Genomic DNA, 15,639 nt, shown 5'->3' with positions numbered 1-15,639 from the left:
ACTACAAATGCAGAAGCCGCTCTAAGGCTAAATGAAATAACAAAGTTTTACAGCTGTTTAAAAAATGAAATACAGAAAGATGCCGAACTAAATAGGTTGTTAAATAGACGTTTTGTAGAAGATGTTAAATATTTATTGGAAAATCCTTCTAAAAAAGACAGCGTTGCCTTATTGGAAGAATCAAAAGGATTAATCAGGTACGGAATATTATTCCCAACTCGGGAAAAATCAAAAGAAGCAAAAGAAACCGGCTTTAAGCAAATAGTGCAATATTTAAGTGCATAATTCATCCCGTGGAATGCGCAAGAGTAGTTGAAATTGGTGCGAATATAAATATTATATTTTCAACTGGAATGGCAACAGGCTGGACATATAGTTTGGATGGACCAGAAACAGAGGCATTAAGGCATGCTTGGGCAAGCTGCTGGTATACGCAGGAACTTGGAAGATCTTCTGCTGAAAATTGGGGGCATGTTCATGAAAATAATAATCCAGATTGTGTTGATAAAGTTAAAGATGAAGCAAATAATTATTTTGGAAGAGAACTAGGTTCTTCTTCCGGAGACTGCTATTATAAAGCAAAGGAGGCGTTTGTAGATGGCAAACTTCTATATTGAGCATTCACGAAGGGGTTTATGCAGGACTGTAATTGTTTTCTTATTTACATTATTTATTATTAATTTATCTTTTGCGGATAAGATTTCCTTATCTATGAAAGATTTTCAAGATGTGTATTTGGGAATGACTTATGAAGAGTTAAAGGAAAAGCGGCCTGCCATAGTAGGGTACAGTAGTGTAATGGATCCAAAAAACGTTTTTAGAGAAAAGAAACTGGATAATGATATTCTTAAATCCGCTTTTTATGTCTTTGACGGACAGTCGAAATTAAAATGGGTTGCATTCGGCAGAGACTTCTTTAAGCCGCTTCAGGCGCAGGATGGAGATGTTTCAAAAAATGCCGGGAAATACGTAGAATACTGTATCAATACCTGGGGAAAAAAATATCGCAAGTGTGTCTGGGATTTTGTTTTTAATAGTAAAGAGTATTATATACCTTGTTTGATATGGGAGAAGGAAGACAAAATTATATTTGCGTATTTTTCTTTTTATGAGAAAAAACATGATCATATTCCTCCAAATTATTATCGTATATATGTTGCCAGAAAAGACACTAGGCAAGGCGAAGTTGTCCCTAAAAATATTATTTCTGATCCAAAAATAGTGGACGGTGTATTTTTAAAATATTTACCGTTTATTAACAATAAAAATGAATATTATGAAGTTAAGCCCCAAAAAATGGAAATAATCGGAAAACAGCCCAAGATTCAAATAGATAATTCTGTAATAGATTTTGGAAAAATAGCAGAGGGCGTGCAAATAGAACAATATTTCATAATAAAAAACATTGGAGATGCAGAACTAAATATTTTGGATATGGTCGAAGAGTGCACATGTACTTTGGGCGTCCTAAAAAAGAGTAAACTAAGTCCTGGAGAAGAAACAAAAGTTACTGTTAAGATAAATGCAAAAGGTTTAAAAGGAAAACAGACTAAAGAAATATTAATAATAAGCAATGACCCAAATGAATCATCCAAAAAAGTATTATTAAAGGGAGAGATAGAATAAAGGACATAAAAGGGACTGATACTATGAAAGGGCTACCTAACGATGCAATTTGATGTAATAAAGAGGGCCAGTCACCAGCGATTCCGCAACTATAATAAATAAAAAGAGGGACAGCCACCCTTTAAGTTGCAATTTGCTTGAAAATAATGTACAATAAGACATGGTAAGAACAGCGAGAGTGGTATTAGAAGGATATCCGCATCACATAACACAGAGAGGGAATTACCGGCAGAAGGTATTTGAAAGTCCGAAGGATATGGAAATATATTTGGGCTTTATAAAAGAATACGCTGAAGAGTATGACCTCAAAGTGCTGGCTTATTGCCTTATGTCAAACCATGTTCATTTTATAGTCCTCCCAAAAGATAAAGAATCAATTTCAGCGGTTTTTAACAGAGCGCATTTCCGGTATTCGCAGTACAATAATAAGAGGAAGAAGATCAGAGGGCACCTGTGGCAAGGGCGGTTTTACTCGTGTTTTATAGAAGACAGTGAAAGCTACTTGAAGCAGGCAATACGGTACGTAGAAAGAAACCCGGTTAGAGCGAAGATGGTAAAGAAAGCATGGGACTGGAAATGGTCAAGCGCCGCGGAGCATATTGGAAAGGGAGAGTCAGCATTAAAGATCAGGAAAATTGATGAGTACACCGGAGTAAGAGAAAGACAATGGAAGAAAGTATTAGAGGAAGAAGATAATAAGTATTTTACGGAAGAGATCAGAAAAGTAACAAATTCCTGCAGGGCATTGGGAGACGGAGATTTCATAGCAAAAATGGAAAATAAACTGCAAGTTCTACTGAGAGTCCTCCCGACCGGCCGACCTCCGAGGAAAAAAAGTAATAAAAAAGCAAAATAAGGGTACCCTGCCCCCTCTTCTCTTTTAGCATTCCAAAATATGGTTAATAGTGCTATAATCACAATACGACCCACAATATAGTGGGTCGTTACATTTTACCTGCCGTTTGAGGCTGAATGGCAAGGTAACAGTCTTGTTAAGGAAAGGTAAATAAATGCTTCAAATCACTAATTTAACAAAACATTTCGGAGAGAGGGTCTTGCTTGATGATGCCTCTGTTTTCTTTAATCCCGGAGAGCGGGTTGCTTTGATCGGGCCCAATGGATCGGGAAAAACTACTATTTTTAAGATAATTATGGGCGAAGAGCTTCCCGATTCCGGAGAGATTGTCCGTGACGGCCAATCTCGGGTTGGTTTTCTTCCTCAGGAAATTGATTCTATAAGAGGAAAAAAGCTCCTTGATGAAGTAATGAGTGACAGCAAAGATATTAAAGCGTTAAAAAAAGAACTTGCGGATATAGAACACCGGATGGCGGAAGGCGAACATAATGACCAGCTTTTTGCGGAATATACGCATCTGCATTCCGAAGTGGAAAGAAGGGAAGTGGTATCTTTAGAGTACATGGCCAAAAGAATACTCACGGGTCTTGGTTTTACGGAGAAAGATTTTGGAAGAAAGACTGAAGAATTCTCCGGAGGATGGCTCATGCGTATCGCTATGGCCAAACTTCTTGTGAATCCCGCTGATATTATGCTTCTGGACGAACCTACCAATCATCTTGACTTGAACTCGCTCCTCTGGCTTCAGGATTACATTACCTCCTATGAAGGTATTCTTATATTTACCTCTCATGACAGAGACTTTATGGATCATGTCGCGACCCGTCTTGTTGATATTGACAGCGGCAAACTTGTAACTTACAAAGGCAATTATCAGTTCATGGTCGACCAGAAAGAGTTAAAAAGAGAACAGCTCCTGGATGCAAAAAAGAGACAGGATAAAGAGAGAGAGCAGTTGCAGGATTTCATTAACAGGTTTAAATCCAAGGCGAGTAAGGCGGCTTCTGCGAGAAGTAAGATGAAATATATAGAGAAGATGGAAGAGATTGTTATCGTCAAGGAAAAGAAAACCCTTCACTTTTCCTTCCCCCAGCCTGAGAAAAGCGGTAAAGAAGTAATGAGCCTCCACAACCTGCATAAAAGTTACGGGGAAAATAAAGTTTATCAGGGTGTGGATTTCAAGGTTGACCGCGGGGATAAAGTAGCCCTGGTAGGGGTAAACGGTGCTGGAAAATCCACACTTCTTAAAATACTTGCAGGTATTCTTCCTTTTGAAAAAGGGCAGAGGAAAGAGGGCTTTAATGTAATTCCCGAATACTATCCGCAATACCGTTTGGATGTCCTTGATCCGGAGAAGACTTGTTTTCAGGAAGTAGATTCGGTTTGTCCGATGAAAAGCGAACTGGAAATAAGAAAGCATCTTGGCATATTTATGTTTAAGGGTGACGATGCTTTTAAACAGGTGAAAGTATTAAGCGGGGGAGAGAAAAGCCGGTTAGTTCTGGTAAAAGTTTTATCAAATCCTCCGAATTTTATTTTGATGGACGAGCCGACCAATCATCTTGATATTCCGTCCAGGGATATTCTCATTAAAGCGCTGAGAGACTATACGGGTTCTATCTGTTTTATAAGTCATGATGTGCATTTTATTAAGAGTATTGCCAATAAAATAGTGGAAGTTGATAACGGAAAACTTACGTCGTATCCCGGAGATTTTGATTATTATATCTATAAAAAGAAACTTCTTCAAAAAGAAGCTGAAGATCTGAAAAATGGTATTGTAAGTACCGTGAAGAAAGAATCTGTTTCTCCTAATGAAACCAAACCTGTTGAAGTTAAAAAAGTAAAGCATGACAAATACAAACGTGCAAAATTGCTGGGACGGGTGGAAAAAGCTGAAAAAGAAATGGCTGCACTGGATGCGGAGTATGCGCAGATGGGAGTGCTTCTGGCTGATCCTGAAACTTATAAATCAAAAGATTCCGTCGAAAAAGTAAAACACCACAAAGACCTGAAAGAAAAAATAGACCTGGCTCATCTTGAGTGGGAGAAACATACGAAAGAGCTGGAAGAGTATGATAAAAGCACTATCAAGGACAGATTGTAAACAGGTAAAAATTCCAATCTGCAAATCCTGATATGTTCATTTGTTGATCTTCCGGAAAAGCATGAAATTTAAGATTCAAAAGACACTTGGAATATTTGTTTAGAAAAATGCTATAATAATTGAAGTAAAATCATATTAAAAAGGATATTAGGCAAAATATGACCTGGGCGTGGATAGGTTTTATAGCTTTTGTTTTTGTAATGCTGGCATTGGATCTGGGAGTTTTTCATAAGAAAAACACTGAACTGAGTTTAAAAGAAGCCCTTACCTGGTGTGTTATCTGGGTGACACTGGCCATGCTCTTCAATCTTGGTGTATATTTTTGGATGGGGAAAAAACCTGCCCTTGAGTTTTTGACCGGGTATCTGATAGAAGAGTCCTTAAGCATTGATAACCTCTTTGTCTTTTTAATGGTATTTTCTTATTTTAAAGTACCAAAGATATACCAGCATGGAGTTCTCTTTATAGGGATTTTAAGCGCTCTTATTATGCGGGCGATTTTCATATCCGGCGGTATAGCTTTAATACATCAGTTTGAATGGATCATCTATGTATTCGGTGCTTTTCTTATATTTACGGGAATAAAGATGGTTACAAGTGAAAACAAGGAAATACATCCGGAAAAAAGTATTTTCTTTAAATTAATTACCAGAGCAGTTCCTGTCCATCCGGAATTTGAGGGAGATAAGTATTTTGCAAAAATAAACGGTAAATGGCATATTACTAAACTTTTTATGGTACTAATGGTAATTGAGGCTACGGATCTGATCTTTGCTTTTGATTCTATTCCTGCAGTTATTGCTATTACTCAGGACACTTTTATAGTTTACACTTCGAATATATTCGCAATACTCGGACTTCGTTCACTTTACTTTGCTCTGGCCAAGATAACTGATTGGTTCCATTATATTAAATACGCTCTGTGCGTAATCCTGGTTTTTGTAGGCACAAAGATGCTGATAGCCGGTTATTATAAAATACCTGTTCTAGTATCACTTGCGGTTATAGCCGTTGTACTTTTGATCTCAGTTCTTGCATCTCTCTATTGGCCCAAGAAAGATATAGTCAAAGACGAATGATCCCCGGCATGCCTTGAAGGAGGTTTTTGCTGCAGTTAGGCATAAATTATGAATCAGATTAGAACCATTCAGGATTTGATAAAAACTTTTAAAAACTACGGAAATACTCCCTTTGTATCCTGGAAAGAAAACGGGAAGACAAATAGTATTTCGTATTTAAAGGCGCATGAGCTGATAAACGCTTACAGCTCCGGTTTTCTTGAAATTGGACTGAACTCCAAAGATAGAATAGCTATTTTTTCTTCCAATGTTCCAATGTGGAGTATTCTGACGCTGGCTATTAATAATGCCTGCCTTATCGATGTACCGAGAGGGCATGATTCCGATGCCGAGGAAATTAATTATATTTTAGAACATAGTAGATCTAAGATTGTGATTGTTGAAAATGAAGCAATACTTCAGAGACTTTTAAAACATAAACACAGAGGGGTTGAGCTTGTCTTGTCCCTGGAAAAAATATCCAAAGTAAGACATATTTCCCAGATTGAGCAGGTCGGGCGTAAAAGTAAAAAACAGCTTCCCAAAGCCGTCCGGGATTACACCGCGAGTATTATTTATACCTCAGGAAGTACCGGTCTTCCAAAAGGCGTTGAGCTGAGTCACGGCAATTTTATGAGTAATGCCGTGGCGGCCTTGCACAGGATTAAAATAGTCAGGGAAGATAAATTTATCTCTATTCTTCCTGCCTGGCATGCTTTTGAGCGTATTGTCAAATATGCTGCCATGGTGGGAGGAGCGGAAACTTTCTATACGAGTCAAAAAACGCTTCTTGAAGATTTTATTTCCGAAAATCCCTCTGTTATGGCTTCGGTTCCGAGGATCTGGGAGAGGGTCTATAACGGAGTAATGAAAAAAGTTAAGGAGCAGAGCGGTATTAAAAGAAGTATTTTTAACCTGATGCTGAAAACTTCCATAGATTCCCATAAGAAAAAGCATCCCGCGCATCCTGCGAAAATATTCGGTAATTTTACGACTAAGATGCTGGATAATATGGTCTTTTCAGAACTCAGGGCTAAGCTTGGTGAAAAATTCAGACTTGGAGTTTCCGGGGGAAGTAAATTACCTGATTATATTGATGATTTTTTCAATGTAGCCAAAATAGAACTTATTGAAGGCTACGGGCTCACGGAGACCAGTCCTGTTATAGCCGTCAGGGTTATCGGCAGTAAGGCCCTTTACACTGTAGGGCCTGTGCTTGAGGGAGTTCATATCCGTATAATTGATTCCGAAACAGGCAGGGAAAAACTTAACGGGGAAGACGGGATAATTTACGTGAAAGGTCCTAATGTAATGAAGGGCTATTACAGAAATTTTGAAGAAACGAGAAAAATATTGGATTGCGACGGTTGGCTGGATACCGGGGATATCGGACATCTGGATAGACATCAAAATCTGGTGATTTCCGGCAGAGAAAAAGATATAGTGGTGCTTTCCAACGGAGAGAATGTTAATCCGGTGCCTTTAGAAACTGTTATATCAAGAAGTGACTATGTTGCTTCAGTTATGGTGACTGGGCATGACTGGAAATCACTCGGCGCTCTGATAGTTCCGAATATCGAAATGCTAAAACAGTTTTGTGAGAAAAACAGTATTCATTGGCAGGAAAAGCATATTCAGGCCGTATTGGAACAGCCTGTAATTCGGGAGCTTTATAGAAAAGAAATTATCCGGCTTGTAAATAATAAAGCCGGGTTTAAGGATTATGAACTTGTCCGGGAGTTCCGCTTTTTGTCAGAACCTTTCGAAGTTGGCCGTGAACTTACCGCAACCTTAAAACTTAAGAGAAAAAAAGTGAATGAGTTGTACAGTCAGCATCTGGAAAGCATGAAGAAAAGCATACACGGGTAAATTAAATACGAAATTATAAGCATAGCTTTTCTCTATAGGAAATATATCTACTGCCAACTACTCGTTGTCATATCGAGATAAACTCGAAATTCGAAGGAAAAGCTTTGTAGATGTTATTTTTTTAAATGCTTATCGAAGAAATCGAACATCATTTTATCCGGATCCTCTCCGCCAAAGCTGTGTTTTCCGTCTTTAACAGTATAAAGAGTTGCTTCAACACCTGCTTTCTTTAAGGCTTCGTATAATAAAATGCTTTGTTCGTGAGGAACAATCTGGTCTTTATCTCCGTGCATTATAAGAAAGGGCGGATCGTCTTTGGTAATGAAAGTTACCGGATTTGATTTAGTTGCTAATTCCTTTTTCTCTGAAGCCATTCCGCCAAAAAGCTGTTTATAAAGATCATTAATCACGCAGTATTGCTGCTTTTTACACATTTCTTCAATTTTAAAAGGATCCACAGGCCCGCACCACTCGCAAACCGCTTGAACCCGGCTTGAAAATTCTTTGTATCCGCCTTTGCCTTCAAGTTCTTTTACATCTCCTGAGGTTCCGAGTAGTGCTGCCAGATGACCGCCGGAAGAGGAACCCCAGACACCTATTTTATTAGGATTAATATTAAATTCTTTGGCTTTAGATCTTAAAAATCTTATTGCGCATTTAACATCTTCAATTTGCGAGGGGAATTTTGCTTCTCCGCTTAAACGGTAGTCTATACTTACCGAAAAATAACCGTGCTTGGCAAATTTGGCAGGTTGTGGATCATCTCCTCTTCCCCCTGTTCTCCAACCGCCGCCGTGGATGCTGACAAACACAGGCATTGGTTCCGTCGGTTTTTCATTAGGAATATATAGGGTTAACTTCAGAGGTTTGTCTTCGAATTTTGCAAATTCATAACTTGTCCATTGCGCTGAAGATGGAAGAGACAAAACAACTGTAAATAAGAAACCTATAAAAAATACTTTCTTAAACATAGTTTCCTCCTGCTTAATTTGTAATATAATAACAAAAATTGTGTTTGGTATCAATTATGAAATATTTTTTATGGGTTTGGTACGTAAAAAAGTCCTTTACCTATGCGTAATAAACCTGCTAAAATCAACATATGAATATATCTGATATCTCTGACAAACAGTTAAATGTTATAGGAATAATAGGGCTTGTCGGTATTTGTAGTTCAATGTTTTTTTTCAATATCGTTATATTTATTATAAGTACAATAGCGATTGTTATCTTTGTTGTAATATCATCTCTTAGTGTCAGCGTTGAGTCGATGGATTACAAAGAGATTATGAGGACGGTCTCTGAGGTGATGAATACCGGCAAAGAAAAGATACTCTTGAAGCAGGATACTATTAAACTTTCCCGGATTATAAAAGAACTTGACAGGATTAAAAAACCGGAAATGATGTCAGAAGTAATAACCAAGTTTGCCTCTAATGTGGAGAGTGAATCTCCTGAGATTCGCAGCCGGACTGCACGTATGTTTAAAAAGATAGCGCCGGTTATGCAAAAGGCTGAATATGCCAAGGTCTATATTGATGTGAATGCTGTTTTTATAGAGGCAGAAGCTTTGGAAACCGATAAAAGAGCCTATTTTGATATTGCTGATCTCCTTGAAAAAGGCATTCCCTGGTTTGTAGAAAAAGAGATTTATAATAAACCGAATGAAATAATTAAAATGTTTAATAATCATTCCGAAAATAAAGATCAACATGACCGCGCTAAGTGGGCTTTTAAAGTGCTGAAAAAAATTGCGAATAAAAATCTGGTTGAACTGTTGATTCAAGCGCTCAGGTCAGAAAATACTAATACTCAGAAAGAAGCATATGTTCTTATAAAGAATATGAGTAATACTCCGGCCGGGGTTAACTTTAACAAAAAAGTTGTAAAGGAATTGAAAAATATTGATAATGAAGTAGCTAATAATTTAAAGAACGAACTTTCGGGGAGGGGTAAATGAGCGAAAGGGTTAATATTTTCTTCCGCATGATTTTATTGTATATATTTATATTTTCAGCGTTAAGTATTTTGATATTCCTGCCTATGCATGATATTAAAGTGAAAGTTACGCTTGTTGTATTTTTTGGCGGTCTGATTGCTTTCATTATCAGCCGCTTTATAGTGAAACCGGTTTTGAATGTAGTGGCCGATGCAAGGAGCACCAGTATAGAAGTTGTAAAAGCTGATTTAACCATGAAACTGTTAAATGAAAAACTGGCAAATAGTGCGGCTGATAACATGCGGTTGAATGCTTCATTAAGAAAGAAAAATGAAGATATGGAAGTCCTTCTTTACAGTATCTCCCATGATTTAAGGGCCCCGCTCTCCGGGATTGAGGGGTATGTTGAACTTCTTCTGGAAAAAACAAAGGATGCGCATCCTGATTACAAACATTATATTGCAAAAGTAAAAGAAAGCTCTACCTTTATGAATATTATGATAAATTCGTTGCTTGAGCTTTCGAAAATTGACAGGTCGGAAGAGAAAAACCATAGTGTAGATATCAATGCGTTGGTTCATGTAATACATGATATGCTTGCGCCTGAGCTGGAAAAAAGAAATATTAAACTTAAATTTGAAAATATATTACTGCCTTGTTATGGTGAGAAAAACAGAATACAGTCGGTATTCCAAAACCTGATGCAGAATGCTCTTAAATTCAGCAGGGATATTGAAGGCGCTTATATTGAGGTCGGATCAAGAAAACTAAATGAAAATTTTGTGGAATATTGGGTTAAAGACAATGGTATCGGAATTGAACCTGAAGAGCAGGGGAAAATCTTCAGTATTTTCTATAAGGTAAGAGATACAGGCCGAGAGGGTCATGGAATAGGTCTTGCGATAGCTAAAAAGATAGTAGAGCATCATGGCGGCCGTTTGAGGATTGAGTCCAAAAAAGGCGCGGGCACAACCTTCAGTTTTACTTTACCAGAAATAAAATAATTAGATCTCAAATTCTAAAAAATAATCAATGCGATTTCACCCCGTTTGTTGTCAGTGAAAATTCCTGACAGAAAAAGGAAAACATGAAGAAGTTAGTTATGTTTGGAGCGGGTAATATTGGCAGGGGCTTCTTTGCGCAGTTGTTTTTTGAATCCGGTTACGAAACGGTTTTCATAGATATTAATGAGGCCGTGGTAAATGAACTTAACAGACGCAAAGGTTACATCCTGGAAATTATAGGCGGTAAGGCGAAAAAAGTCGAAATTAAAAATGTTCGCGCCGTTGACGGAAAGGAACTCTCTGCAGTTGCTCAAGAATTAAAAACTGCGGATATCGCGGCTACTGCTGTCGGGGTAAATGTTTTAAAGAATATCTGTCCTGCTCTTGCAGCAGGTATCAGAGCCAGAGCCGATTCCGGCATAACTCTTCCTTTAAATATAATTATCGGTGAAAATATGATAAATGCGGGTGCTTTTGTACATGAAAATGTAAAGGAATTACTTGAGCCCGAATATCACGCTTATGTCGAAAGTTCTGTGGGTTTTGTAGAAACGGTTCTTGGCCGCATGATCCCGGTGATGCCTGAAACTTTAAGAAAAAAAGACCCGCTATACATTATGGTTGAGGAGTTTTGCACTTTGCCTGTCGCCAAGCATGGGTTTAAGGGGGATATTCCGGTAATTAAAAATATGATACCCGGCGAGCATTTCCTTTCTTTTGAAGAAAGAAAACTTTTCATTCATAATCTTGGTCATGCCGTCTGCGCGTATCTGGGTTATCTGCATAAACATGAGTTTATATGGCAGGCTGTGGGGGATCCAATAGTAAAAAAATATATTAAAAGCGCAATGAATGAGTCAGGCAGCGCAATCATAAAAAAACATAATTTACCGCCGGAAGAAGTGCATAACTATATAGATGATCTTTTGGCAAGGTTTGCCAATAAAAGTTTGGGTGATACCGTTGCCCGGGTTGGCAAGGATCCTATAAGGAAGCTTGGGCCAATAGACCGGCTTGTGGGTGCTGCCAGACTTGTAATAGAACAGGGTGGAGTGCCGGACAATATTGCACTTGGAATGGCTGCCGTGATGTTTTTTAATCCTCAGGGAGATGAGGCAGCCAATAAAGTCCAGAAAGTGCTAAAGGAAAACGGGCTGGGCTGTGTGCTTGAAAACATTTCCGGGTTAAAATCGAAAGATGTTTTATTTAAAATGGTTGAGAAAAAGTTCGAATTACTGAAATCTAATATCAATGGAATCTAATAGTTCTGTAATCTCGTCAAAAGATCCGCCAAATATTAAAGGGAGGAACAGTATGAAAGCAGCAGTATATGAAGGTATAGAAAAAATTGTAATAAAGGAAGTTTCGGCTCCTGAATGTTTTGATAATAATATTGTAGTTAAAGTTAAAGCTTGCGCTATCTGCGGTACGGATATTAGAACATTTCATCACGGAAAAGCAAACGTAAAGCCTCCTCAGATAATAGGACATGAACTTGCCGGAGAAGTTTTTGAGATAGGAAGCAAAGTAAAAGGGTTTAAAAAATGGGACAGGGTTTCAGTCGCGGCGATTGTTTCCTGCGGCAGATGTTATTACTGCAAGAAAGAACTTCCCAATCTTTGCGAGAAGTTTAAAGCTATCGGATATGAATTTCCCGGCGGGTTTGCCGAATATATCGCAGTGCCCGGGGAAATGCTTTATGACGGGAGTGTAAACAAACTTCCGGAGAATGTATCATTTGATGAAGGTGCGGTGGTTGAACCCTTTGCTTGTGCTATAAACGGTCAGGAGTTATCAAAAGTAAGCAAGGGTGATGTGGTTGTTATAGTGGGTGCCGGACCTATAGGTCTTATGCATATTTCTATAGCGAAAGCCAGGGGAGCTAGAAAAGTAATAATGGCGGAAATGGCTGAACAACGACTTGAAATGGCAAAAAAATTCGGAGCTGATGTCTATATTAATCCCGCGAAGGAAGATATGGTAAAGCGGGTTATGGAAGAAACTGATAAAAGAGGAGCTGATGTAGTGATAGTTGCCGCTCCGTCCGGAAAGGCTCAGGAAGAAGCGCTTAAATACATAGGGTTTAGAGGGCGTATTAACTTTTTCGGCGGTTTGCCCAAAGACAAACCGTTCGTGAATCTTGATTCTAATATTATTCACTACCGTGAAGTTTTCATAAACGGTACTTCCGGTTCCCTGCCAAGACACAATCAAGAAGCACTAAAACTCTTTTCTATCGGTGAAAAAGGCGGTATTAACGCCAAAAAATTCATAACACACCGGTTTCCGCTGGATAAGATACTTGAGGGTATCAAGACTGTTGAATCCGGAACAGGTTTGAAAGTAGTCATAAATCCGTAAGGAAAAAAGGTGAAAGAGTGGGGAAAGTTAACAAAGTGAGAAAAGTGGAAAAAGCATTAGTACTCTTTCTTTCCGGTATGTTTTGAATTCTGCGAAACACTAAAAAACTTTAAGATTGCTAGCTCTATTTCAAGTTGAAAAGAAGGCAATTTTCTGCTAAAATACCCATATTATTCGAAAAACTATGAAAATTAAGGCAATTATATTTGATGTTGACGGGCTGATGGCTGATACTGAGTTTTACCATTGTGAATCTGTTAAGAAATTGATGAGTTCATACGGGGTAAAATTAAGCAGGGCTTATCTGGTAAAGACCGTTGGAGTTTCCTCAAAAAATAACTTTATAAAGATAAAAAAAGATTTTGGGGTTACAGAGAGTCTTAAAAAGCTCCTTGCTGCACGGGAAAAGCTGTATTTAAAGATCATTAAAGCTTCAGATATTAAGGTGTTTCCGGGATTAAAGGATATTTTTGAGTATGCAAAGAAAAAAGGAATTAAGATAGCGGTCGGTTCTTCCAGTATAAAAGCGCAGATAGATGTTGTAGTTCCTCTGCTTATGAAATCCGCGGGAGTACGCATCTCTTATAGAAAGTATTTTAACGCAGTCGTGACAGGTTCGGATGTTAAAAATACCAAACCGGCGCCGGATATTTATAAGTTAGTTTCGAAAAAACTGGGTGTAGAACCGGAAAATTGCCTTGTACTGGAAGATTCTGTTTCCGGGGTTAAAGCGGCTAAAGCTGCAAAGATGTTCTGTATCGCTGTAAAAAGTGAATATACCAAGAATAAAGATTTGGTTAGAGCCGATGTTATTGTGAATAACCTGGAAAAAGCATTAAAGAAAATAATTAAAATAGGGGAAAAGTAAAAAATGAGCAATAATGATCTTGAAGTCCTGAGACATAGCGCTTCTCATATTATGGCGCAAGCTGTAAAGAGATTGTGGCCTGAAGTAAAATTGGCGATAGGACCGGCAATAGAGGACGGCTTTTATTATGATTTTGATAAAGCGGTCCCCTTTACCGTCGAGGACCTTGGAAAGATCGAAGAAGAGATGAAAAAGATAACAAAGGAAAATATTCCTTTAAAGAGAAGAGAACTTTCAAGGGCGGAGGCTCTTAAGTTATTCACTGAAAAAGGTGAGAATTATAAAGTAGAACTCATAAATGATCTGCCTGATGAACAGGTGCTTTCTGTTTACGAGCAGGGGGAGTTTGTTGATCTTTGCAGAGGGCCTCACATCAGGTATTCCAAAGAGCTGAAGGCATATAAACTTTTTTCTGCTACCGGGGCGTATTGGCGGGGTAGTGAGAAGAATAAAATGCTTTCCAGAATATATGGTACGGCTTTTAACAGTAAAGAAGAACTGGAAACGCATATTAAGAACCTGGAAGAAGCAAGGCAGAGAGATCATACAAAACTTGGGAAAGAACTCGGGCTTTATGTTTTAAGCCCTCTTGTCGGGAAAGGGCTTCCTTTGTTTACTCCTAAAGGCACAACGATACTACGGGAGCTTCAACGGTGGATAGAGGATGAAGAGATTAAAAGAGGGTATCAATTTACAAAAACTCCGGTGCTTGCTAAGACGGATCTTTATGCTGTATCGGGACATTTAGATCATTACCGGGATAAGATGTTTATTTTTAAAACTGATGAGGGGGAAGAACTTGCACTGCGGCCTATGACTTGTCCTCATCAATACATGATATATAAAGCCGAAACCAGAAGTTACAGGGATTTGCCGATAAGGTACTCAGAAACTTCACTGCTTTTTAGAAAAGAGTTGTCCGGAGAACTTCATGGATTGATCCGTATCTGGCAGTTTACTCTTGCAGATGCTCATATAATATGCAGACCTGATCAGCTGGAAGAGGAGTTCGAAAAGGTTTTGGACTTTATACAGTACATTATGAAAACTATAGGGCTGACGGATTATTATTACAGATTTTCCAAATGGGATCCGAAAAATAAAGAAAAATATATTGACAATCCAAAAGCCTGGGCGGAATCAGAGAGCACGCTTAAAAAGATCCTTGATAAGCTTGGGATGAAATATAAGGAAGCCGAAAACGAAGCTGCGTTTTATGGGCCCAAGCTTGATGTCCAGATGAGAAATGTGTGGGGAAAAGAAGATACCATGTTCACCGTCCAGATAGATTTTTCTAATCCCGAAAAATTCGATCTTACTTATGCGGATAAAGATAATAAACAATCAAGGCCTATGATAATTCACCGGGCTTCTATCGGTTGTTATGAACGCACTTTGGCAATGCTTATTGAAAAATACGCAGGAAACTTCCCTACCTGGCTCTCTCCTGTTCAAGTGAAGCTCCTTACAATAACCCGGAATCAGGAAGAATATGCAAAACAAACAGCAAAAGCTCTTGCAGATGCAAATATCCGTGTTGCAATGGATCTTAGTGACGAAAAAATAGGAGCCAAAATAAGAAATGCCCGGCATGAAAGAGTATCCTACATTCTTGTGGTCGGAGAAAAAGAGGTTACCGAAAACAAAGTTGCCGTAAGACGCCGCGGCGCCGAAGATCTCGGCCCGATGGATTTTGTAAAATTCCAAGAAATGATCTCGGAAGAAATAAAAAACAAGAAACTTCCTTAAAACAATCACTAAGGATAAAGCACTAAATTTAAAACAATCACTAAGATATAAGCACTAAGCACTAAAAAGGAAGATATAAATACAATGAATTTTGCTTAGGATTTAGAATTTAGTAATTCAGACTGTGTCGCAATTAAATTACTAACATGATATAATATGGCATATTCACTCCAAAGGAGCAAGCCATGTATCGCACTGGTGA

General features: G+C 38.3%; 13 protein-coding genes and 1 pseudogene. 13 read left to right on the top strand and 1 reads right to left on the bottom strand.

The window, feature by feature from the left end; all coding sequences use genetic code 11:
* The 7 genes and pseudogenes from A2536_04945 to A2536_04915 all read left to right on the top strand — a co-directional run bounded on the left by A2536_04945 (position 1) and on the right by A2536_04915 (position 7,516).
* Positions 1–285, top strand: a pseudogene (locus tag A2536_04945) (hypothetical protein).
* A gap of 8 nt (positions 286–293) precedes the next feature.
* Entirely contained in the window at positions 294–617 is a 324-nt protein-coding gene (locus A2536_04940) for a hypothetical protein (protein OGF45205.1), read from the top strand.
* The gene (locus A2536_04935) at positions 598–1,626 is read left to right on the top strand and encodes a hypothetical protein (protein OGF45204.1); all 1,029 of its coding nucleotides are present in this window, start codon (positions 598–600) and stop codon (positions 1,624–1,626) included. The genes A2536_04940 and A2536_04935 overlap by 20 nt, the downstream gene beginning before the upstream one ends.
* Before the next feature lie 160 nt (positions 1,627–1,786).
* Positions 1,787–2,482: a hypothetical protein gene (locus tag A2536_04930; GenBank protein OGF45203.1), complete on the top strand. Its 696-nt coding sequence runs from the start codon at positions 1,787–1,789 to the stop codon at positions 2,480–2,482.
* A gap of 154 nt (positions 2,483–2,636) precedes the next feature.
* Positions 2,637–4,589, top strand: a complete 1,953-nt coding sequence (locus A2536_04925; GenBank protein OGF45202.1) for a hypothetical protein — start codon at positions 2,637–2,639, stop codon at positions 4,587–4,589.
* Between the two features lie 158 nt (positions 4,590–4,747).
* Complete coding sequence (locus tag A2536_04920; GenBank protein ID OGF45201.1) at positions 4,748–5,668, top strand: hypothetical protein; 921 nt, start codon at positions 4,748–4,750, stop codon at positions 5,666–5,668.
* 48 nt (positions 5,669–5,716) lie between these two features.
* On the top strand, positions 5,717–7,516 hold the full coding sequence (locus A2536_04915) for a hypothetical protein (protein OGF45200.1): 1,800 nt from the start codon (positions 5,717–5,719) through the stop codon (positions 7,514–7,516).
* Positions 7,517–7,629: 113 nt separating this feature from the next.
* Here the strand turns inward: A2536_04915 and A2536_04910 are convergent, their stop codons facing one another.
* Positions 7,630–8,487, bottom strand: a complete 858-nt coding sequence (locus A2536_04910; protein ID OGF45199.1) for a hypothetical protein — start codon at positions 8,485–8,487, stop codon at positions 7,630–7,632.
* 131 nt (positions 8,488–8,618) lie between these two features.
* Here A2536_04910 and A2536_04905 point away from each other — a divergent pair, with 131 nt between their 5' ends.
* The 6 genes from A2536_04905 to A2536_04880 all read left to right on the top strand — a co-directional run bounded on the left by A2536_04905 (position 8,619) and on the right by A2536_04880 (position 15,437).
* Positions 8,619–9,476: a hypothetical protein gene (locus A2536_04905; protein ID OGF45198.1), complete on the top strand. Its 858-nt coding sequence runs from the start codon at positions 8,619–8,621 to the stop codon at positions 9,474–9,476.
* The gene (locus A2536_04900) at positions 9,473–10,459 is read left to right on the top strand and encodes a hypothetical protein (GenBank protein OGF45197.1); all 987 of its coding nucleotides are present in this window, start codon (positions 9,473–9,475) and stop codon (positions 10,457–10,459) included. Before A2536_04905 ends, A2536_04900 begins: the two co-directional genes overlap by 4 nt.
* Positions 10,460–10,542: 83 nt before the next feature.
* Entirely contained in the window at positions 10,543–11,721 is a 1,179-nt protein-coding gene (locus A2536_04895; protein ID OGF45196.1) for a hypothetical protein, read from the top strand.
* A 52-nt stretch (positions 11,722–11,773) separates the two neighbouring features.
* Positions 11,774–12,820 carry a hypothetical protein gene (locus A2536_04890; protein ID OGF45195.1) on the top strand — a complete coding sequence of 349 codons (1,047 nt, stop codon included), beginning with the start codon at positions 11,774–11,776 and terminating at the stop codon, positions 12,818–12,820.
* A 184-nt stretch (positions 12,821–13,004) separates the two neighbouring features.
* Positions 13,005–13,688 (top strand): hypothetical protein, encoded by a 684-nt coding sequence (locus A2536_04885; GenBank protein OGF45194.1) that lies wholly within the window; start codon positions 13,005–13,007, stop codon positions 13,686–13,688.
* Positions 13,689–13,691: 3 nt separating this feature from the next.
* Entirely contained in the window at positions 13,692–15,437 is a 1,746-nt protein-coding gene (locus A2536_04880; protein ID OGF45193.1) for a threonine--tRNA ligase, read from the top strand.
* The last annotated feature ends 202 nt before the right edge of the window (positions 15,438–15,639 follow it).

It is taken from the genome of Candidatus Firestonebacteria bacterium RIFOXYD2_FULL_39_29 (genome assembly GCA_001778375.1).
Classification (GTDB): Bacteria; Oederibacteriota; D2-FULL-39-29; order D2-FULL-39-29; family D2-FULL-39-29; genus D2-FULL-39-29.
This window is presented reverse-complemented; position numbering and strand designations above follow the sequence as displayed.

What these genes read in the sequence shown, in the direction of transcription:
- A2536_04935 (OGF45204.1), top strand. Translation starts at nt 598, where the DNA reads ATGGCAAACTTCTATATTGAGCATTCACGAAGGGGTTTATGCAGGACT.
- A2536_04930 (OGF45203.1), top strand. Translation starts at nt 1,787, where the DNA reads ATGGTAAGAACAGCGAGAGTGGTATTAGAAGGATATCCGCATCACATA.
- A2536_04925 (OGF45202.1), top strand. Translation starts at nt 2,637, where the DNA reads ATGCTTCAAATCACTAATTTAACAAAACATTTCGGAGAGAGGGTCTTG.
- A2536_04920 (OGF45201.1), top strand. Translation starts at nt 4,748, where the DNA reads ATGACCTGGGCGTGGATAGGTTTTATAGCTTTTGTTTTTGTAATGCTG.
- A2536_04915 (OGF45200.1), top strand. Translation starts at nt 5,717, where the DNA reads ATGAATCAGATTAGAACCATTCAGGATTTGATAAAAACTTTTAAAAAC.
- A2536_04910 (OGF45199.1), bottom strand. Translation starts at nt 8,487, where the DNA reads ATGTTTAAGAAAGTATTTTTTATAGGTTTCTTATTTACAGTTGTTTTG.
- A2536_04905 (OGF45198.1), top strand. Translation starts at nt 8,619, where the DNA reads ATGAATATATCTGATATCTCTGACAAACAGTTAAATGTTATAGGAATA.
- A2536_04900 (OGF45197.1), top strand. Translation starts at nt 9,473, where the DNA reads ATGAGCGAAAGGGTTAATATTTTCTTCCGCATGATTTTATTGTATATA.
- A2536_04895 (OGF45196.1), top strand. Translation starts at nt 10,543, where the DNA reads ATGAAGAAGTTAGTTATGTTTGGAGCGGGTAATATTGGCAGGGGCTTC.
- A2536_04890 (OGF45195.1), top strand. Translation starts at nt 11,774, where the DNA reads ATGAAAGCAGCAGTATATGAAGGTATAGAAAAAATTGTAATAAAGGAA.
- A2536_04885 (OGF45194.1), top strand. Translation starts at nt 13,005, where the DNA reads ATGAAAATTAAGGCAATTATATTTGATGTTGACGGGCTGATGGCTGAT.
- A2536_04880 (OGF45193.1), top strand. Translation starts at nt 13,692, where the DNA reads ATGAGCAATAATGATCTTGAAGTCCTGAGACATAGCGCTTCTCATATT.